We start from the raw sequence: 19395 nt of genomic DNA, 5'->3' as shown, positions 1-19395 counted from the left end.
TCCCGGGCCCTTCCCGACGGCGGGTGCGGCGGCTCGGGAGCGCGGGTAGTCGGGGGACATGGAGTACACGAAGCTCGGGTCGACCGGCCTGGACGTCTCGCGCATCTGCCTCGGCACCATGAGCTACGGGGTGCCGAACGACCGCTGGCCGTGGGCGCTGCCCGAGGACGAGGCGAAGCCGTTCTTCTCCGCCGCGCTCGAGGCGGGGATCAACTTCTTCGACACCGCCGACGTCTACTCGCAAGGCACGTCGGAGGAGATCACCGGCCGCTGGCTGAACGAGATGGCCGACCGCGACGAGATCGTCGTCGCGACCAAGGTGTTCAACCGGATGCGGCCCGGCCCGAACGGCGCCGGCCTCTCGCGCAAGGCGATCCTGAGCGGGATCGACCACTCGCTGCGCCGGCTCGGCATGGACTACGTGGACCTCTACCAGATCCACCGGTTCGACCCCGAGACGCCGCTGGAGGAGACGCTCGAGGCGCTGCACGACGTGGTGCGCTCGGGCAAGGCGCGCTACATCGGGGCGTCGTCGATGTTCGCGTGGCAGTTCGCGAAGGCGCTGCACCTGCAGGACGCGAACGGGTGGGCGCGGTTCGTGACCATGCAGAACCACTACAACCTGCTCTACCGCGAGGAGGAGCGGGAGATGAACCCGCTCTGCCTCGACGAGGGCGTCGGCTCGATCCCGTGGAGCCCGCTCGCGCGCGGCAAGCTCACCCGCGACTGGGACGAGTCGACGACCCGCGGCGACACCGACGAGTTCGGCAAGACGCTCTACCGCGACTCGGACCGGCACATCGTGGAGAAGGTCGCCGAGATCGCCGGCAGGCGGGGCGTCAGCCGGGCCCAGGTGGCCCTGGCCTGGCTGCTCGCCCAGCCCGTCGTCGACTCGCCGATCATCGGGGCGACGAAGCTGAACCACCTCTCCGAGGCCGTCGCCGCGGTCGACCTGCAGCTCGACGAGCACGAGCTCACCGAGCTGTCGGAGACCTACGAGCCGCGGGGCATCGCCGGGCACCGCTGAGCGGTCACCGGCGGGCGCGCGCGACCACCCCGAACGTGTTCGGGCGCAGCACGCGCTGCCCCAGGGTCTGCACCCAGCCGCCCTGCGTGGAGAAGTACCGGTGCACGTCGACGTCGGCGAAGGACCGGCGCAGCAGGAGGGCGATCGCGTCCTCGTCGACGCCGTCGCGCACCACGTGGTACTCGGACATGTCCGAGGGCAGCGACTCGTCGTAGACCCCGCGGATCCGGCGCGAGAGCGTGCGGAAGCCGCGGGCGAGCTCGCCCTCGGTCACCCGCCACGCGAGGGTCGCCGCGCGCGAGAGCGCGACGGCCGAGCGGGGCTGGCGCGGGTAGTACAGCGGGTCCTGGAAGGTGACGATCGCGCCGCCGGGCGCGACGATGCCGCAGGCCTCCTCGAGGGAGGCCAGGTAGTCGGGGATGTGGTGCAGCACGGCCATGTAGACCACGAGGTCGACCTCGCCGTGGACGTCGAGCCGGCCGTCGAGGTCGTGGTGGACCCGGACCCGCGGGTTGTGCCGGAACCGCGCGGCGATCGAGCGCGCGCTCGGGCCGCTCATCTCGGTGACCACCACCTCGGCCCCGGCGGAGACCATGGTCTCGGTGAACCCGCCGTGCCCGGCGCCCACCTCGATCACCCGCGGCGGGCGGCCGAGCCGGTCGGCGAGGTTGGTGACCACGTCGTTGAGGGTGTCGCGCATCCAGCGGTTCAGGTAGGCGTGCCGCAGGTGGGGCGAGCCGGAGAGGTAGTCGTGCCCGTCACCGTGGACGGCCTCCTGCAGGTCGTGCATCGGCACGACGGTCTCGGTCGTCATGTGACCCGCATCGCCGCCCGCGCGGCGGCCGTTAGGCCGTTCGGTGCAGTGCCACCCGGGTGGGTGACCCTCAGACCTGGACGCTCGCGCAGCCCGTCGGCGCCTGCCCGGGCGGCGACCAGGACGCGGTGGTCCGGTCCCCGACGATCCGCGTGACCTTCACGTTCCGTCCGGTCGCGACGTGGAAGGCCTGCCCGGCCGGTGTCCCCGACGACGCCTGGTCGAGGTCGAGCGTGACCCCGACCGGCGAGGAGGGCCGCGGGTCGGGCCACCCGACGACGCCGTAGGCGTACATCCCCGGACGGGTGCGCACGAGCAGCGCGAGCGAGAGGTCACGGGGTGGATTCGCGGGCGCCTGCGAGTCGACGATCGCCCAGACGGCCTGCTGCGGTCCCGTGCCCCGGTGTGTCAGCGCGCCCGTGAAGCTGACCTGCCCGGTACTGATGTTGAGGGCGCGCCGGTTCGCGGTGTCCTCCGGCGCGATCGTCACCTGGATCCCGGTCAGGGTCAGGCCGTAGCTCTGCTCGCCGATGTCGATCGCGTCGGCGTCCACGCCGGCCGTGCCCGGCGTCGGCGGCGCCCAGGAGCCCGACACCTCCCGCACGATGCTGGTGTGCGCGGAGTGCTTCAGCTCGATCATCCGCGAGCTGAACCGGCCGTTGACCCGCTCGATCGTCGACAGGACGAGGGCGTTGAACCCGAGCATGTTCTCCCCGACGACGACGAGGTCGTGGAACCAGCCACGCCAGACGCCGTTGCGGGCGGTGAACCCGGCGGAGTCCAGCCACAGGCGGCCGACCTCGATGTCCTGGCAGAGCGACCACGGGCAGCGCATGAAGTAGTCGGCGCCGTCGTTGACGCAGAGGGTGGGGCCGTCGAGCACGGTCGGGTCCGCGGAGGACGCCACGATCGTCCACGGCACGGGAAGCTCCAGCCCGACGACGCCGGTGGTGGCGTTGTAGGACGAGACCCGGTTCCACTGCTGCGCGTCGTAGACGACGGCCTCGCGGTTGACCATCGGGTCGTTGTCGCAGCGGACCATGACGACGTCGCCGACCCGCAGCGGGACCGTGCCCATCGGCCGGGTCAGGCGGACCGACCGCGCGCCCGCCGTGATCGGGGCGAGCGGACGTGTCGCCCAGGAGATCCCGGCCCGGCCGGTGGCGAAGGCGGCCGGGTGGATGTCGCCGATCTGGAAGCTGTGCGCCTGCGCGAAGTCGTAGTCGGTGGTCCGGGTCCGCGTGTTGCGCAGGACCGCGGTGGGGGAGACGCCCGCGGCGCCCGCGCCCAGGTGCCGCTGGTGGTCGCGCACCACGATCGCCTGCGAGTGCAGGTAGGTCCCGGCGGGGTAGAAGACGCCGGCCCGCCCGGAGTCGGTGGCCTTCTGGATCGCGACGCCGTCGAGCTCGTCGGACAGGCTCCGCGCGGAGGGGAAGGCGCGCTGGGCGTCGGCGAGCGTGGCGTACCGGGTCGAGAGCGGGCGGGACCCGCCGTCGCCGACCGCCCCGAAGTCGGTGACGACCGCGTAGCCCGCCGCACGCGCGGCCGTGGTGGTCGTCGGGGTGCTCGCGCTGAACCCGGACGGGGGCGCCGGGAGCGTCGCGGCCCGGGCGGGGCGGGCACCCGCGACCAGTCCGACGCCGACCAGCGCCGCGGTGGCGCGGAGCAGCTCGCGACGGCTCGGTCCGGTTCCCATGGAGCCTGAGTAGCCCGCGCACCCGTCTGAGCGACACCGGTCGGAGGGCGCTTCACCTGAAGGTGCGGCGCGCTCCGCATGCGGAATTCCGACGGATCGCGGTCACCCCGCCGGGTGAACATGCGCCATCGCATCGCGCACAACATCACGCCCGGCGTTCGCGCTAGTGCCCCGTCGCGAGCACCCCTATCGGGTGAACCCGGCGGCTTCCGCGACAGGCGCCGGGCCCCCGCGCGTCATGACCGCCCGACCCGCTCCGCGACCACGTTTTCCGACGCTCATCACCGAGCGTCACCAGGGTCGGACCCCCGGTCGACTGCTCCGATCGCTGTAGCGACTGCCGCCGATCAGTCGATGACGCTCCTCGAACGGCGCAACACGGGTTGACGAAACGAGGTGGGTGTCGGTGACCAGCACGAGCGACCGGGTCCGGCCGGCGTCGGGGGCGTTCCCGACGACGGGTGCGGCCCGCGACGCGGTGGTCCCGGGCCGGGACCCGCTCACGGGGACGACCGGACGGGCCGGCATCGACGCCGTCCGGCGCGTGCGCCGGGGGTGGGCGCGGCGGATCCTCGTCGCCGACCTCCTCGTCGTGGCGGTGGTCGGGGTCCTGGGCGCGGCGCTCGCACCGGCCGCGCCCGGTCCGGCCGTGAGCGCCGCGCTGGTGGGCGGGCTGGTCGTGCTCGTCGGTGCGGCCCTGGCGGTCCGCCGCTGCTGGCACCCGCTGGTGGTCTGCTCGGGCGGGTTCGAGTACACCCGCGTGCTCCAGGCGGGCACCGGCGCGCTCCTCGTGCTCGCGCTGTGCGAGGTGGCCCTGCACGACGACCGCCTGCGCCACTGGACGCTGTTCGTCCTCCCCGCGGCGGTGCTCGCGGTGCTGGCGGTCCGCGGTCTGGGCCGCGCCGTGCTGCACGGGCGTCGGCGGCGGGGGATCGGCCTGACCGGGGTCCTCGCCGTCGGGTCGGAGGAGTCGGTCGAGGCCCTCGTGACCCGGACCCGGCGGGCGCCCGAGCACGGGTGGACCGTCGTGGCGGCCTGCACCCCGGCCGGGGTCGGGACGTGCGCCGGCGTGCCCGTCGTCGGGGGCCTCGACACGGTCGCCGAGCAGGTGCACCGCGTCGGGGCGGAGGTCGTCGCCGTCGGCACGGCGCCGGGCTGGAGCGGCCAGCGCCTGCACCGGCTCGCCTGGGACCTCGAGGGCACCGACCTCGACCTCGTCGTCGACCCGGGGCTCATGGAGATCGCCGGACCCCGCCTGCACGTGACCCCGGTGGACGGCCAGCCGATGATCCGGCTGACCCAGCCCACCTTCCGGGGCGCCGCCCGGGTCTCGAAGGCGCTGCTCGACCGCCTCGTCGCGGCCGTCGCGCTCCTCGCCCTGGCGCCGGTGCTGCTGGGCGTCGCGATCGCCGTCCGGCTCGACGACCGCGGCCCGGTGTTCTTCCGCCAGGAGCGCGTCGGCCGGCGTGGGCGCCCGTTCCGCATGGTCAAGTTCCGCTCGATGGCGGTGGACGCCGAGGCCGCCCGGGGCGCGCTGCGCTCCGACCTCCGGGACGGCCCGCTGTTCAAGATGCGGCGCGACCCCCGCGTCACCCGCGTTGGCGCGGTGCTGCGCCGGTACTCGATCGACGAGCTGCCCCAGCTGCTGAACGTCCTCGGGGGCTCGATGTCGCTGGTCGGGCCGCGGCCGCCGCTGCCGGCCGAGGTCGTCGAGTACGCCGACGACGCGCGGCGGCGCCTGCTCGTCCGTCCCGGCATGACGGGGCTCTGGCAGGTCAGCGGCCGCTCGGACCTCTCCTGGGAGGAGACCGTGCGCCTCGACCTGCGTTACGTCGAGAACTGGTCGCCCGGACTCGACCTCCACATCCTCGCCCGCACCGTGACGGCCGTCCTCACCGGCCGCGGCGCCTACTGACCGACCACCCGGGAGCCCCCGTCATGAGTCTCTCCGTCCTGATCCTGGGCCTGAACTACGCCCCGGAGCCGACCGGCATCGCGCCCTACACCACCGGGATGGCCCGCTTCCTCGCCGAGGCGGGGCACGACGTCCACGTCGTCACCGGGCTCCCGCACTACCCGCACTGGGAGGTGGCCGCGGGCTACCGGCGCGCCCGCGGCGTGCTGCACGAGCGCGATGGCGACGTCCGCCTCACCCGGATCGCGCACCCCGTCCCCGCCGACCCCACCGGCACCGACCGCGTCCGCATGGAGGCCGCCTTCGCGGCCGGCGCGGCGCGGGCGCACCGCGGCGCGCGGCCCGACGTCGTGCTCGCCGTCAGCCCCGCCCTGCTCACGGTGGTCGCGGCGCTGCGCTGGCGGTCGCCGGGCCGGACCGCGGTCGGCGTCGTCACGCAGGACCTCTACGGCCGGGCGGTCGCCGAGACCGGCGCCCTCGGCGGGCGGGGCACGCGCGTCGTCGCCGCGCTGGAGCGGGCCCTGCTGACGCGGGCCGACGGCGTCGTCGCGATCCACGAGAGCTTCCGGCGCTCCCTGGGCGAGCTCGGGGTCGACGACCGGCGCATCACGACCATCCGCAACTGGAGCCACGTCCGTGCGGTCCGGGCCGGCGGTGCGGACCTGCTCGCGCTGCGCCACCGGCTCGGCTGGCGCGACGACGAGGTGGTGGCCCTGCACGCCGGGAACATGGGCGCGAAGCAGGGGCTGGAGAACATCGTCGAGGCGGCCCGCCTGGCCGACGCCACCGGCGCGACGGTCCGCTTCGTCCTGCTCGGCACCGGCTCCCGGCGGGCCGCCCTCGAGACCTACGGCGACGGGGTCGCGAGCCTGCAGTTCCTCGACCCGCTGCCCAGTGCCGACTTCGAGCTCGCCATGGCCGCCGCCGACGTCCTCGTCCTCAACGAGAAGCCGGGCGTCGAGGAGATGTGCGTCCCCTCGAAGCTCACCTCCTACTTCGCCGCCGGCCGACCCGTCGCGGCGGCCACGAGCGCCCGCAGCGCGGCGAGCGCCGAGATCGAGGCCTCGGGTGGCGGCGTGCGGGTCGACCCGGGCGTGCCCGAGGAACTCCTGGGCGCGGTGCTGCGCTGCGGCCTCGACCCCGCGAGGGCCGGGACCCTCGGCCTGCGGGGACAGCTGTTCGCCCGCGACGCCCTCTCGGCGGTCGCCGCGCGCGGTGCCTACGTCGGCTGGGTGGCCGACCTCGCCGACCGGCGCGGCCGCCGACCCGGACCCGACGTCGTCACCGATCCCCGTCCCGCCCCGGCGCCCGTGCGCCCGCTCGTCACCGAGGAGGCGTCGTGACCACGCGGCGACTGCAGGACTTCACCGGTGCCGGGCACGAGAAGGGCCGCTCCACCGGGTGGCGGATCGCGTGGTGGGCGGTCTCGAACCTCGTCTTCCGCGCCTGGTGGTGCCCGGCGCGCCTGCGCCCGGCGATCCTGCGGGCCTTCGGGGCGCGCGTGGGCCGCGGGGTGAACATCCGCAACGACGTCCGCGTGCACTGGCCCTGGAAGCTCGAGATCGGCGACCACTGCTGGCTCGGCGAGGGCGCCTGGCTGCTGAACCTCGAGCCGATCACCCTCGGCGACCAGGTCTGCGTCTCCCAGGAGGCCGTCCTGTGCACCGGCTCCCACCGGCTGCGCGACCCCGCCTTCGCCTACGACAACGCCCCCATCGTCATCGGGGACGGGGCGTGGGTGGCGCTGCGCGCGATCGTCCTGCGCGGCGTCGTCGTGCCCGCCGACGGGCTCGTCCCCGCCGGCGCGGTCCTCGCCCGCACCCCGGGCGCCGTGGCGGAGCCGGCGGCCGCGATCGTCCCGGCGGCCCCCTCGCTGCCGCGGCAGCGCCGAGAGGCCCTCGGCCGCGTGCCGGGGGCGGCGGAGGGCGCGGTCCGGTGACCCTCCTCCTCCCGCCCGCGCCGTCCCCGGACGTCGCCGCACCGGCGCCGCGGCGTCTCACCGGGCTGCAGTTCCTGCTCCCGCTGTTCTCGGTGACGATCCTGCTGACGGTCCCGGCGGCGGTCTTCGTCGCGCCGGTCCTCGAGCGTGGCCCCGTGGCGGCCGGGGTGCCGGCCGCCCTGTTCGCGGTGTCGGTCGTCTACTGCGCGCTGCGCCTCGGCGCGCTCATGTGGGAGGCCGAGCCGCGCTGGGCGGTCCTCGGGCTGTGGATGTTCTCCTACGCCTGGTTGGCGGTCGCGGGCCTGACCCAGACCCTCGCCGGCGAGAACCCGCTCGGGTTCACGCTGGGCCCCGCCCTCATGACCGAGCAGGCCTCGCTGCTGCTCGCCGGGCTGATCTGCTTCGACCTGGCCTCCCGGGTCCGGCCGCGGCACGACCGGTTCCTGCCCGCGGCGCTGGTCGGGCGACTGCGCGGACGCGTCCTCGACCCGTCACGGGTCCTGCTGCTCGGCGTGGTCTCGCTGGTCACCGCGCCGGTCCTGGTCGCCCTGCTCGGCGGGCCCCGGGTGCTGCTCTCGGACCGCCAGGCCGTCTTCGACCAGCTCTCGTCGTCCGGGCTCTACTCCTCGGCGTCCAACGCGACCGGCGGCATGGTCGCCGTCATCGGCAACGTCCTGCCCTTCGTGGCGCTGATCTGCCTGGTGAAGCTCCTCGCCGACGACCCCGCCCAGCGCCGCCGGGCCGAGGTCTGGGCCCTCGGCGCCGCGCTCGTCGGGCTCAACGCCCTGATGAACAACCCGCTGTCGAACCCCCGCTACTGGGCCTTCGCGATCGTCCTCGCGTTCTTCTTCTGCTGGCGGTTCTCCGCCCGGCCCGCGGTCCTGGCGGGCTTCGTCACGGTGTTCACGCTCAGCTCGTTGATCATCTTCCCCTACCTCGACCACTTCCGGGTCTCCGAGTCGCAGATGAAGCAGTACGGGATCCGGAGCCCGAGCTACTCCCAGCCGGTGGACTACGTGCTCGGCAAGACCGACTACGCCTCGATCACCGACGTCGGCGTCGCGCTGCGCGTCGTCGAGCACCACGGGCACACGTCCGGCCGGCAGCTGCTCGGTGCGGCCACCTTCTGGGTGCCGCGCTCGCTGTGGCCGGACAAGCCCGACAACACGGCGTTCCTCATCGCGGACGAGATCGGCTTCCCCAACCGCAACCTCGACTCCCCGCTGTGGGCCGAGGGCTACGTCGACTTCGGCTGGGTCGGCGCCTGCGGACTGCTGGCGCTCTGCGGCGTCGCGGCCCGCCGGCTCGACGACGCCTTCGTCGCCCTCCGCGGGGTCCGCACCCCGGTCGTCCCCCTCGTGGCCGTCGCCGCCCCCGTCATCGCCGGCTACGAGTTCATCCTCGTCCGCGGCTCCCTGCTCCAGGCCATGGCGCGCATCGTGACGCTCCTCGTCCTGCTGGCGCTCGTCTCCCGCTCTCCCCGCACCGGCCGCCACGCGCGGCCCGAACCCCTCGGGAGCCTCCCGTGATCCGCCCCGTCCGCGGTCCGCTCGTCCGTCGCCTCCACACCCTGGTCTGGCTGCTGCCCGCCTCGGGCCTCAAGAACCGCCTGCTGCGCTGCTTCGGACACGTGGTCGCGCGCAGCGCCTCCCTGGGGTCCTGCCTGGTGCCGTCGCTGCTGCGGCTCTCCGTGGGCGAGCACGTCGTCATCGCCACCGGCAACTTCATCCGCGGGATCGCCGAGCTGACCGTGGGCGACCACGGGGTGATCGGGCCCTGGAACATCCTCAGCGCCCACCCGGCCTTCCAGCACGAGGGCGAGAACGGCGTGCTGTGGATGGGGCCGCACGCAGCGATCACCAGCCGGCACAGCATCGACTGCTCGGGTGCGGTCCTGCTCGGTGCCTACTCCTCGATCGCGGGGCACGACACCCAGCTGCTGAGTCACGAGGTCGAGTTCGGCGGCCCCTCGCAGACCTGCTCGACGATCGAGATCGGCGACCACAGCTTCGTCGGGACCCGGTGCACCGTGCTCTCCGGTGCCCGCCTCCCGGACCGGTCGGTCCTCGCCGCCGGCTCCCTGCTGCGCCGCGGCCCGGTCGGGGCGAGCGGCCTCTACACCGGCACGCCGGCCCGGTACCGCCGGGTCGTCGAGGGCGCGTGGTTCGACCGGTCGGTCGGTGCCACCCGCTCGCTGCGCGACCGCGCGGGGCAGGTGCTCGCCGGTGCCTTCTGACCCCCCACCCCACCCGTACCCCTCGGAAAGGACCACCCGGTGACCGCCCGCGAGTACCTCACCCTCCTCGCCGCCCAGTGGCGCTGGATCACCGGCGCCGCCCTCGTCGGGTTCGTCCTCGCGGGCGTCGTCGTCCTGCTGACCCCGGCGACCTACGCGGCCACGGTGACCCTCTACGTCTCCACCGCGTCCAACACCAGCTCCGCCGACGCCTACCAGGGCAGCCTGCTCTCCCAGGACCGCGTGAAGTCCTACACCGAGCTGCTCTCGAGCTACCGCCTCGGCCAGGAGGTGGTCACCGACCTGCGGCTGCCCGACGACCCGCAGGACGTCGCCGACGAGGTGTCCGCCAGCGTCACGCCGAACACGGTGCTGCTCGTCGCCCGGGTCACCGACGCCTCGCCCGAGCGGGCCCAGGCGATCGCCGGTGCCGTCGGCCGGCGCTTCCCGGCCCTGATCGCGGACCTGGAGCGTCCCGCCGACCGCACGCAGCCGCCGACGGTGTCCGCCCGCGTGGTCGAGGGGCCCGTGCTCCTGCCCGGACCGGTCTCGCCGCAGCCGCTCGTCGACCTCGGCCTGGGCCTCGCCGCCGGCGTGCTCGTCGGCGTCACGGTCGCCGTGGTCCGCCGCTCGCTGGACCGCTCCGTCCTCGGGCTCGCCGAGCTCGCGAGGCTCGTCCCGCGCCCGCTCCTCGGGATCCTGCCGCGCGACCGGACCCTCGCGGACGCACCGGTGGTCCTGCGCGACCGGCCCACCTCGCCGCTGGCGGAGAGCCTGCGGGCGGTGCACGGCAACCTGGCCGCCGGCGTCGGCACCGACCGCGTCCTCGCCGTCACCAGCGCCGTCGAGGGCGAGGGGAAGTCGACCCTCGTGGCCAACCTCGCCCTGGCCGAGGCGAACGCCGGGAGCCGGGTGCTCCTCGTCGAGGCCGACCTGCGCCGCCCCCGGGCCGCCGGGTACCTCGGCGTGCCGGCGGGGGAGGGGCTCTCCGGGGTGCTCGCCGGCCGCGCCCCGCTCGCGGCCGCGGTCCGCCCGGGACCCGTCGAGCGGCTCGACGTGCTCGCCAGCGGTCCGCTGCCGCGCAACCCCTACGAGGTGGTCGAGTCCGAGCGGATGGGCGCGGTCCTCGACGAGGCCCGCGAGCGCTACGACGTGGTCCTCGTGGACGCGCCCCCGCTGCTGCCCGTCGCCGACGGGCTGGCCCTGGCCCGCCGCGCGGACGCCGTCGTCCTGGTGGTCCGCGCCGGCTCGACCGGTGCCCCGCTGGTCCGCCGCGCCCACGAGCAGCTCGTCACGGCGGGCGTCACCCCGCTCGGGGTGGTGTTCAACGGCGTCACCGGCGCGGTCGAGGGCCAGTACACCGGCCGCTACCACGCGGCCACCACCGCTCCCGCCGCTCCCGCCGCACCCACTGCGCCCACTGCGCCCAGCGCGTCCACCGCTCCCGCCTCCGCCCCGGCCACCACGCCCACCACGCCCGCCGCGGGGACCCGCCCCGTCGCGAGCCACCGCCGGAGCCGCCCCGTCCCCGCCCACCGGCCGGCGACCGGCGGCCAGCACCGCACGCCCGCCCACGGGGTCGCGGTCGGCGACCTCGTCGGACGCCTCGCCGCCCCCGCCCCGGCCCCCCGCCACCACGTCCAGGAGAGGTCGTCATGACGCTGTCCGTGCCCCGCCCCACCGACGTCCGCCCGGACGTGTTCCCCGAGGTGGCCGCCGGCGGCTACACCCGCCTGGACGGGTCGGTCGAGTTCTGGTCCCGGGTCAACGCCGTCCTCCCGCCCGACGCGACCGTCGTCGACCTCGGTGCGGGCCGCGGCTCGTTCCTCGAGGATCCGAGCGCGTTCCGCCGGTCGCTGCACGACCTCGGGCCCCGTTGCGCCCGGCTGATCGGTCTCGACGTCGACCCGGCGGTGCGCACCAACCCGGCCCTGCACGAGGCCCACGTGATCGACCCCGACGGGCCGTTCCCCCTGGCGACGGGCTCGGTCGACCTGCTCGTCAGCGACTGGACGTTCGAGCACGTCGCGAACCCGGCCCACACCGCCGCCGAGATCGACCGGGTGCTCGCCCCCGGCGGCTGGCTGTGCGCCCGCACCCCCCGCAAGTGGGGTGCGATCGGCGTCCCCACGCGGCTCGTCCCGAACACGCTGCACACCGCCGTGCTCCGCCGGCTGCAGCCCGCCAAGGCCGAGGTCGACACGTTCCCGACCGCCTACCGGATGAACTCCCGCCGGGCCCTGCACCGCTGGTTCCCGACCACCCGCTACGCCCACTGCGTCTACGAGTTCGACGCCGAGCCGGGGTACGTCGGCCGTTCTCCGGCCGCCCTGCGCGCCGGCCTCCTGCTGCAGCGGCTCCTGCCCTCCCGCGCCGCCTCCACCCTGATGATCTTCATCCGCAAGGACGTCCGATGAACGACGACCACCGGCCGCTCGACGTCGACGCGATCGGTCCCTGCCCCCGCCGCCACCTGCGGAACCGCCGCCTGCGCCTGCTCGTCGCGCTGCTGGCCGTCCTCGCACCCGACCGCGCCCGCCGCGTGCTCGCGGTGCGCCTGCTCGGCCACGACATCCACCCGCGCGCCCACCTCGGGCGGGCCCTCGTCGACGTCGACCGCCTCGTCATGGAGGAGGGCGCGGTCATCTCGGCCGGCAACGTGATCCGCGGCTGCGAGCTCGTCGTCCTGGAGCGCGACGCGAAGATGGGGATGCTGAACCTCGTCAACGGCGTCCGGCGCGGCACCGGGTTCTACGAGGGGGTCGAGCGCTCGCCGTCGCTGATCCTGCGCCGCGCCGCCCTCATCACGACGATGCACGTCGTCGACGCCTCGGCCCGGGTCGAGTTCGAGCCGTGGGCGACGCTCGCGGGCTTCGGTTCGCTCGTGCAGACGCACTCGGTCGACTTCGACACCGTGCGCCAGGACGCCCGCCCCGTGACGGTGGGGGACCACTCGCTGGTGATGAGCCGGTCGGTCCTGCTGCCCGGCAGCCGGGTGCCGGGCGCCTCGCTGGTGGCGGCCGGCGGCGTCGTCGCCCGCTCCCTGCCCGCCGAGCCCGCCCTCTACGGCGGCGTCCCGGTCCGGCCGCTGCGCCCGACCGACCCGGCGTCCGCGTTCTTCGTGCGGGACCAGGTGGACATCCTGTGATCGGTTCCCGCCGTGCCGCGCTCGGGGTCGCCGACCAGGTGGTCAGCTCGGCCACGAACTACCTCACCGCCTTCGTGGCGTCCCTCGTGCTCGTGCCGCACGACTTCGGTGCCTTCGTCGTCGCCTTCGCCGTCGTCACGGTGCTCGCCGCCGCCAGCCGGGCGGTGCTCTCCGAGCCGCTGATCGCGCACCTGCCCGGGGTCGCCGACGTCGGGCGCCGCCGCCGGCTCGCCGGGTCCGCGCTCGGCGCGGCGGCGCTGTTCGGGCTCGGCGGGACCGTGCTCGTCGTCGCACTGGGCCTCGCGGGCGGCGACGTGCTCGCGACGCTGCTCGTGTTCGCGCCCTGGATCGTCGGCGTGATCGTCGTCGACGCGGGCCGCTTCGTCCTGCTCGCCCGCCTGCGCACCGGGGCGACCCTCGCCGTGGACGGCGCCTGGGCACTGGTGCAGGGCGCCGGCCTCGCGGTCGTCGCGGCGACGGGGACGTGGAGCCCGGCGTCGCTGGCCGCGTGCTGGGGCGTCGGGGCCCTGGGCGGGGTCGTCGTGCTCGCCGCGGTCGGCGTCGAGCGGCCCGGCCGTCCGGGGGCGTGGCTGCGCGAGGGGGCCTACCTCTCCGGCTGGTTCACCGTCGTCTCCGTCCTCGGCCAGGTCCAGACCTACGCGGTCCTCCTGCTCGCCGGGCTCGTCGTCTCGACCACCGAGATGGCCGGTCTGCGCGCGGTGCAGCTGCTCGTCCTGCAGCCGCCGACGACCCTCATGGCGGCCGTGCTGGTGCTCGCCACGGCGATGTTCGCGCGGTTCCCGGTCGCCGCCGACGGCACCCTGCCGCCGGGCTTCCGGGCCCTGCGCCGCCGGGTCACCGTCGCGATGGCGGGTCTCGGCCTGCTGATCTGCACCGCGATCCCGCTGCGGGACGTGCTCATGGGCCTGCTCTTCCCGCGCTACCTCGACGCCGCCCCGCTGGTCACGCCGACCGCGCTGACGGTCGCCGTGCTCGGGCTGTCGGTGCCCGCGGCGGCGGCGCTGCGCGGGATGCGGCGCGGACGGCTGCTGTGCGGGTTGCAGGTGTTCACGAGCCTCGCGATCGTCGCCGGCGCGACGGCGGGTCTGGTCCTGGCCGGGGTGCTCGGGCTGGCCTGGGGGATGGCCGGCGCCGCCGTGCTCGTCGTCGCCGTCCAGTCCGTCGTCGCGCACCGCGCCCGACCGCGTCCCGCCGGACCACCGGTCGCGGAGCCGGGGGAGACGCTGGTCGACCCGGTGCCGGAGCCGGTCCGATGACGCCGGTCCTCGGGCGCCGCGCCGCCCTCGGGGTCCTGGCGCTGGCCGCCCCGGCCGCGCTCGCGGCGTGCGGTGCCCCGTCCGCGTCGGCCCTGCGACCGGTGTCGGCCGGGGTCCGGCTCGCCACCGACTGGGCCCGCCGCCCGGACGGCACCGGCGCGGTGACCGGCGACGAGGGCGCCCCGTTCCGCGTGGTGTCGCACGACGCGCCCCCACCCGTCGTCCGGAACGGCGGCCTCGAGGCGGGCCTGCCGGACGCGCACGCCGCCACCTACGTGCTCGCGGACGCGGGCGCCGACGTGGTGCGGATCGGCGCCACCTTCGCCGTCGGGCCCGGCTCCGAGGCCGGGTCGCTGTGCCTCGCCACCTTCACCGGCATCCCGCTCGAGGGCCCGGCGCCGCGCACCCGCTGCCACTTCGTGATCACCCCCGAGCGCTGGATCTACGGGCTGATCGAGGACCCCACGCGCCTGACGGTGCTCGCGCGCGGCGTGCACGCGAGCCCGCTCCACCCGGACGGGACGTCATACGCGGCGGAGGTCGTCGTCACCGGGTCGACGGCCTCGCTGTCCCTGCCCGACGGCACGACGACCGCGGTGAGCGACCCGCGGATCGCCACGCTCGGCGGCCGGTTCGCGTGCTGGGAGTTCTACAAGGACGCCGCGGGAGCGGCCGACGTGCGCCTCGTGCGCAGTTGGGCAGGGTGACGATGAGCGCGACCGGGAGCTCGACCGCGGCCTGGATCGGGCCGCTCCCGCCGCCCGTGCACGGGGCGAGCCTGGTGACGGCCCGGCTGCTCGAGCGCGTGCGCGAGCGGATCGACGACGTGCGCGTGGTCGACGTCGCGGGGAAGGGCGCGGGGCTCGGGCACGTCGTCTCCCGGGCCCGGGCGCACCTCCGCGCGCTCGGCGTCGTCCTCGGGCTGCCCGCGGGCGCGGTCGTCTACGTCTCGCTCTTCGGCGGGTTCGGGCTCTGGTACCAGCTGCCGGTGCTCGCGCTGGCCCGGGCCCGCGGCCTGCGACTCGTCGCCCACCACCACTCCTACGCCTACATCACCGCGCGCGCGGTGCCGATGGTGCTGATCACCGCGCTGCTCGGGCGACGGGACCGGCACCTGTTCCTCTCCGCCAGCATGCGGTCCGCGTTCCTCGACCGGTACGCCTCGCGCGCCGACCACCGCGTGGTGAGCAACGCGCACGTCGTCGACCCGGGTCCGGTCCGCCCCGTCGCGGCGCGGCACGGCCTCGCGCTCGTGCACGTCAGCAACCTCTCGGTGAGCAAGGGGTCGGTGGCCGCCGTCGCGACCTGCGCGGCCCTGCGCCGGCGGGGCGTGGACGCGACGCTGACCCTGGTCGGCCCGTGCGGCGACGAGGAGACGGCGGCCGCGATCGCGGCGGCGGGTGAGGCCGTCCGGTGGCTCGGGCCCTGCTCCACCGACGAGGTGAACGAGGCCCTCGACGGGGCCGACGTCTTCCTGTTCCCGTCGAGCTACGTCAACGAGGCCGAGCCGCTCGTCGTGCTCGAGGCCCTCTCCCGCGGGGTCCCGGTCGTCGCGACCGGGCGCGGGGCCCTGCCCGAGCTGCTCCCCGCCGACTGGCTCGTCGCGGACCCGGAACCCGAGGGGATCGCCGACCGCGTCACGTCGCTGCGCACCGGTCCGTCGTGGCGCGCCGACGCCGCGGCCCGGGCCCGGGCGCTCTTCGCCGCGCGGTGCGCCGACGCCGACCCGGTGGCGCTCGTCCTCGAGCCGACGGTCCGGGAGATGGCGGTCCTCCAGGTGGTGCCGTCGTTCGACGTCTCGACGCGGGAGGCCGCGGCCGCCCTCGCGGTGGCGCGCAGCTACGTCGGGGCCTCCGACGCGTCCATCCACACCCTGGCGACGGGGACCCCGGGCGCGGACTGGGCGGACCGGCCCACCGTCGCGGCACCGGGCACGGGCCCGTTCGCGACGATGCGGTGGCTCCTGCGCCACGTGCGCGGCTTCGACCTCGTCCACGTGCACGTCACGAGCGGCACCGCCGCCGCGTCCGCGGCGCTCGTGTCCCGGGTGTGCGGGCGGGCCTTCGTCCTGCAGCCGCACGGGCTGGGCGTGCCGCGGAGCGGTCGGGCCGCCGCGCTCGACCTCCTCCTCACCCGCCCCGCGTTGCGGGCCGCCCGTGCCGTCCGCGTGGAGGACGAGGCCGAGCGCGCCCGGGTCCTCGCGGTCGCGCCCGGGGCGGTGGTGGCGGTCCTGCCGACCACGACGCCGCGTCCGACGCGCACCGCGTCCACCGCGTCCACCGCGCCCGCCGTGCCCACGCAGCGCGCGTCGCGGGTGGCCGGGGAGCTGGTCGAGGGCTGAGCCCGGCCGTCAGGTGCGCGGCAGCACGCACACCTGGGAGGCGAACGTCAGGCCCGCCCCGAACCCGCACAGCAGCGCGAGGTCGCCGGGGCGGGCCCGACCCGTCGTCAGGAGCTCGTGCATCGCCAGCGGCACCGAGGCCGCGGAGGTGTTACCGGTGACGGCGACGTCGCGGGCCACGGCGACGTGGTCGGGCAGCGCGAGCGCCTTGACCAGGCCGTCGGTGATGCGGGCGTTGGCCTGGTGCGGCACGAACGCGTCCAGCTGCTCGGGCTTGCACCCCGCCTTCTCCAGGGCCTCGAACACCAGCGGCACCATCCGCGAGGTCGCCCAGCGGAACACCGCGGGGCCCTGCATGCGCAGCGCCGGGCGCTCCTCGCTCTGGCGGGCCTGCGCCCACGTCGGCGACTGCACGATGAGGTCGGCCTGCGTCCCGTCCGCGCCCCACGCCGCCGGCCCGATCCCGGGCTCGGACGACGGACCGAGCACCACCGCGCCCGCACCGTCGCCGAACAGGAACGCGGTGGACCGGTCGGTCGGCTCGACGATGTCGCTCATCCGCTCGACGCCCACGACGAGCACCGCCCCGTGCCCCGCGGCGACCAGCGACGCGGCCACCTCGAGGGCGTAGCAGAAGCCCGCGCACGCCGCCCCGAGGTCCATCGCGGCCCCGTGCACCGCGCCGATCTCGGCGGCGACCCGGGTGCCGACCTGGGGGCACGCCGTGTCCGACGACATCGTCGCCACCAGGGTCACCGCGACGTCCGCCGCCGCGACCCCGGCGGCCGCGAGGGCGTCCCGGGCCGCCGCCGACGCCATCGCCACCACGGTCTCGTCGGGACCGGCCATCCGGCGCGTCGAGATGCCGGACCGCGCGTGGACCCACGCGGCGTCGACCTCGAGGTGCTCGCACACCTCCTCGTTGGTGACCACCCGACGCGGACGGTAGGCGCCGAGCCCGAGGAGAGCGGCGGGGTGGCCGGTGCTGATCGAGCTGATCGAGCCCAAGGGGGTGCCTCGCGAGACGGTCGGGGGCGGACGTCCTCCCCACGGTCACCCGGCCCCTCGGTTACTCGGAAGTCCTACTATCTGGTACGCGGGTGCAACCGGTCACACAACGCCGCGCCCAGCTCCCGGTCCGGGTTCAGCGGCGCGTAGAGCACCTGCTCCGCGCCCGCGTCGGCGTACTCCAGGAGCCGCGCGGCCACCTCGTCGGGCGTCCCGTACGGCACGCAGGCGTCGACGATGCGGTCCATGTCCTGCCCGTAGATCTCACGCAGTCGCCGGACGGCGAGCTCGCGCGCCTCCGCGCGCGTGTCCGCCACCGCCGACCACGCCAGCACCCCGCCGGCGACCGGTCCCCGGCCCTGCTCGGCGGCCACGTCGTTCACCACGCGGAGACCGCGGGCGACCCGGTCGGGGCTGCACAGGTACGGCATCCACACGTCGCCGGCCCGTCCCGCGCGGCGCATCGACGCCTCCGACCGGCCGCCGATCCAGATCGGGACCGGCCGCACCGGGGGCGGGTCCATCGCGTGCCCCGCGACGGCCTCGCCCCGCAGGTAGGCACGCACGGCCGGGAGCGCCTCGTCGGTGCGCCGGCCCCGCGAGCTGACCGGCACGCCGACCGCCTCGAACTCGGCGGGGTACTCGCCGCCCACCCCGACGCCGAGCTCGAACCGGCCGCTCGACACCCGGTCCACCGACACCGCCAGCTTCGCGGCGAGCGCCGCGGGATACAGCGGCAGCAGCGTCACCGCGGACAGCAGCCGCACCCGGGTGGTCACCGCCGCCGCGGCGGCGAGGGAGACGAACGCGTTCGACGTCGGGCTGCCGAACAGCACGTGTTCGCCGCTCGCGACCAGGTCGAACCCGGCGTCCTCGCCCCACCTCGCGGTCCCGGCCGGGTCGTCGGTGGTGGCCAGCATCAGTCCGAGCTGCACGGGGCCGACCCTAGAGGCGGACCCGCGAGTGCGGCGTAGTGCGTCATCGCTGACGCACATCGCCGCACTCGCTCACGCGCGGGCGGCCAGGATCTCCCGCAGGGCGTCGAGGAACTCCGCCGGCGAGCCGACGAGCTCGTGCCAGTTCGTCCGGACGACGATCCAGCCGGCGGCGGTCAGGGCGTTCTGCCGCCGGGCGTCGCGCAGGAAGGCGCGGAGGTCCCGGTGGAAGGCCCAGCCGTCGATCTCGACGATCACCTTCTCCCGCCGGAACGCGACGTCGGCGACCACGCTCCCGTAGCCGGGCAGGTCCAGGGCGAGGTTCGCGATCCAGCCGACCAGCCCCGCCCCGGTCATGGCGGCATGGGCGCGCCGCTCCGCCTCGGACACCGCTCCGCCCGCCGCGAGGGCGAGGAGCCGGACGACGACCGGCGTGCCCCGTCGTCGCGATCGACCCTCCTGGAGACGCTCCAGGATCGGCAGTGCCACCCGCCCCTGCTGCAGCGCCCGGTCCATCAGGCGGGCGCCCTCCTCCAGGCCCAGGGCGGCCGCCGCGTCGAGGACGGTGTGCGGCACGGTGGTCACCCGGAGCCCGCGCCGCGTATCGCTCGCGGCGCGCGGGACGTGGCGGCGCTCGATCCGGACGCCCGGCCGCGGACGGTGCTGGTGCTGCGGGTCGACGGCGACGTCGATCACGGCCGGGCACTCGTCGATCAGCCCGTGCCACCAGGCCGCGGCGGGCCCGGCCAGCACGGCGTGGTCCCCGATCGACAGCAGGGCGGCGCGGACCCGCACGGTCGGGGTCAGCCGGTGCGACCCGACCAGGTAGACCCGCGGGGCCACGCGGGTCCATTCGCCGGCGGCCACGCGACGGCGGACCGTCGTGTGGCTGTACCCGCAGTCCAGGGCCTGCGCGAGAGTGATGGCGCCGTCCTGGCGGCGCACGGTGTCGTTGAGTCGGCGCTCGTCGATGCTCACACGGGTTCTGACTCTGCCGGGGCCTCCACGGATCCATCGGATCTCCGAGTGCGGCGATGTGCGTCATCGCTGACGCACAAC

The 19395-nt window shown here is 75.6% G+C and carries 17 protein-coding genes; 12 read left to right on the top strand and 5 right to left on the bottom strand.

The genetic code is table 11. The features are described from left to right. Nucleotides 1-58: 58 nt before the first annotated feature. The gene (locus LN037_RS11195; RefSeq protein ID WP_230752300.1) at nt 59-1027 is read left to right on the top strand and encodes an aldo/keto reductase; all 969 of its coding nucleotides are present in this window, start codon (nt 59-61) and stop codon (nt 1025-1027) included. Nucleotides 1028-1031: 4 nt separating this feature from the next. Here the strand turns inward: LN037_RS11195 and LN037_RS11190 are convergent, their stop codons facing one another. Continuing rightward, nucleotides 1032-1841: a class I SAM-dependent methyltransferase gene (locus tag LN037_RS11190; RefSeq protein WP_230752298.1), complete on the bottom strand. Its 810-nt coding sequence runs from the start codon at nt 1839-1841 to the stop codon at nt 1032-1034. Between the two features lie 70 nt (nt 1842-1911). Next, nucleotides 1912-3537 (bottom strand): pectate lyase family protein, encoded by a 1626-nt coding sequence (locus LN037_RS11185; RefSeq protein WP_230752296.1) that lies wholly within the window; start codon nt 3535-3537, stop codon nt 1912-1914. Nucleotides 3538-3943: 406 nt separating this feature from the next. Between LN037_RS11185 and LN037_RS11180 the strand changes: the two genes are divergently transcribed. The 11 genes from LN037_RS11180 to LN037_RS11130 are packed head-to-tail and all read left to right on the top strand — an operon-like array spanning nt 3944 to nt 16393. After that, nucleotides 3944-5452 (top strand): sugar transferase, encoded by a 1509-nt coding sequence (locus LN037_RS11180; RefSeq protein ID WP_230752294.1) that lies wholly within the window; start codon nt 3944-3946, stop codon nt 5450-5452. A 23-nt stretch (nt 5453-5475) separates the two neighbouring features. Then, nucleotides 5476-6795 (top strand): glycosyltransferase, encoded by a 1320-nt coding sequence (locus LN037_RS11175; RefSeq protein ID WP_230752292.1) that lies wholly within the window; start codon nt 5476-5478, stop codon nt 6793-6795. Further along, nucleotides 6792-7391 (top strand): LbetaH domain-containing protein, encoded by a 600-nt coding sequence (locus LN037_RS11170; protein ID WP_230752290.1) that lies wholly within the window; start codon nt 6792-6794, stop codon nt 7389-7391. The genes LN037_RS11175 and LN037_RS11170 overlap by 4 nt, the downstream gene beginning before the upstream one ends. Further along, nucleotides 7388-8920, top strand: a complete 1533-nt coding sequence (locus LN037_RS11165) for a hypothetical protein (protein ID WP_230752288.1) — start codon at nt 7388-7390, stop codon at nt 8918-8920. Before LN037_RS11170 ends, LN037_RS11165 begins: the two co-directional genes overlap by 4 nt. Then, entirely contained in the window at nt 8917-9627 is a 711-nt protein-coding gene (locus LN037_RS11160) for an acyltransferase (protein ID WP_230752282.1), read from the top strand. Before LN037_RS11165 ends, LN037_RS11160 begins: the two co-directional genes overlap by 4 nt. A gap of 39 nt (nt 9628-9666) precedes the next feature. Beyond that, nucleotides 9667-11286 carry a tyrosine-protein kinase domain-containing protein gene (locus LN037_RS33525; RefSeq protein WP_230752280.1) on the top strand — a complete coding sequence of 540 codons (1620 nt, stop codon included), beginning with the start codon at nt 9667-9669 and terminating at the stop codon, nt 11284-11286. Continuing rightward, nucleotides 11283-12044 carry a class I SAM-dependent methyltransferase gene (locus tag LN037_RS11150; protein WP_230752272.1) on the top strand — a complete coding sequence of 254 codons (762 nt, stop codon included), beginning with the start codon at nt 11283-11285 and terminating at the stop codon, nt 12042-12044. The genes LN037_RS33525 and LN037_RS11150 overlap by 4 nt, the downstream gene beginning before the upstream one ends. Continuing rightward, entirely contained in the window at nt 12041-12775 is a 735-nt protein-coding gene (locus tag LN037_RS11145; RefSeq protein WP_230752259.1) for an acyltransferase, read from the top strand. The genes LN037_RS11150 and LN037_RS11145 overlap by 4 nt, the downstream gene beginning before the upstream one ends. Then, a complete protein-coding gene (locus tag LN037_RS11140; RefSeq protein WP_230752257.1) occupies nt 12772-14052 on the top strand; it encodes an MATE family efflux transporter in 1281 nt (426 codons plus the stop codon). Before LN037_RS11145 ends, LN037_RS11140 begins: the two co-directional genes overlap by 4 nt. After that, nucleotides 14049-14759 carry a hypothetical protein gene (locus tag LN037_RS11135; protein ID WP_230752255.1) on the top strand — a complete coding sequence of 237 codons (711 nt, stop codon included), beginning with the start codon at nt 14049-14051 and terminating at the stop codon, nt 14757-14759. The genes LN037_RS11140 and LN037_RS11135 overlap by 4 nt, the downstream gene beginning before the upstream one ends. Nucleotides 14760-14761: 2 nt before the next feature. Further along, nucleotides 14762-16393 carry a glycosyltransferase family 4 protein gene (locus tag LN037_RS11130; protein ID WP_230752253.1) on the top strand — a complete coding sequence of 544 codons (1632 nt, stop codon included), beginning with the start codon at nt 14762-14764 and terminating at the stop codon, nt 16391-16393. Nucleotides 16394-16402: 9 nt separating this feature from the next. On the opposite strand, the gene LN037_RS11125 is transcribed toward LN037_RS11130, so the two are convergent. The 3 genes from LN037_RS11125 to LN037_RS33520 form a co-directional block, all read right to left on the bottom strand. Continuing rightward, the gene (locus LN037_RS11125; RefSeq protein ID WP_230752250.1) at nt 16403-17401 is read right to left on the bottom strand and encodes a beta-ketoacyl-ACP synthase 3; all 999 of its coding nucleotides are present in this window, start codon (nt 17399-17401) and stop codon (nt 16403-16405) included. A 77-nt stretch (nt 17402-17478) separates the two neighbouring features. Continuing rightward, a complete protein-coding gene (locus LN037_RS11120; RefSeq protein ID WP_230752247.1) occupies nt 17479-18336 on the bottom strand; it encodes an LLM class flavin-dependent oxidoreductase in 858 nt (285 codons plus the stop codon). Between the two features lie 72 nt (nt 18337-18408). Next, entirely contained in the window at nt 18409-19314 is a 906-nt protein-coding gene (locus tag LN037_RS33520) for a type IV toxin-antitoxin system AbiEi family antitoxin domain-containing protein (protein WP_230752221.1), read from the bottom strand. Nucleotides 19315-19395: the final 81 nt, after the last annotated feature.

The sequence above is a fragment of the Actinomycetospora soli genome, assembly GCF_021026295.1.
GTDB lineage: Bacteria > Actinomycetota > Actinomycetes > Mycobacteriales > Pseudonocardiaceae > Actinomycetospora > Actinomycetospora soli.
Note: the sequence above shows the minus strand (reverse complement) of the source record. Positions and strands in the feature narration are given on the sequence as shown.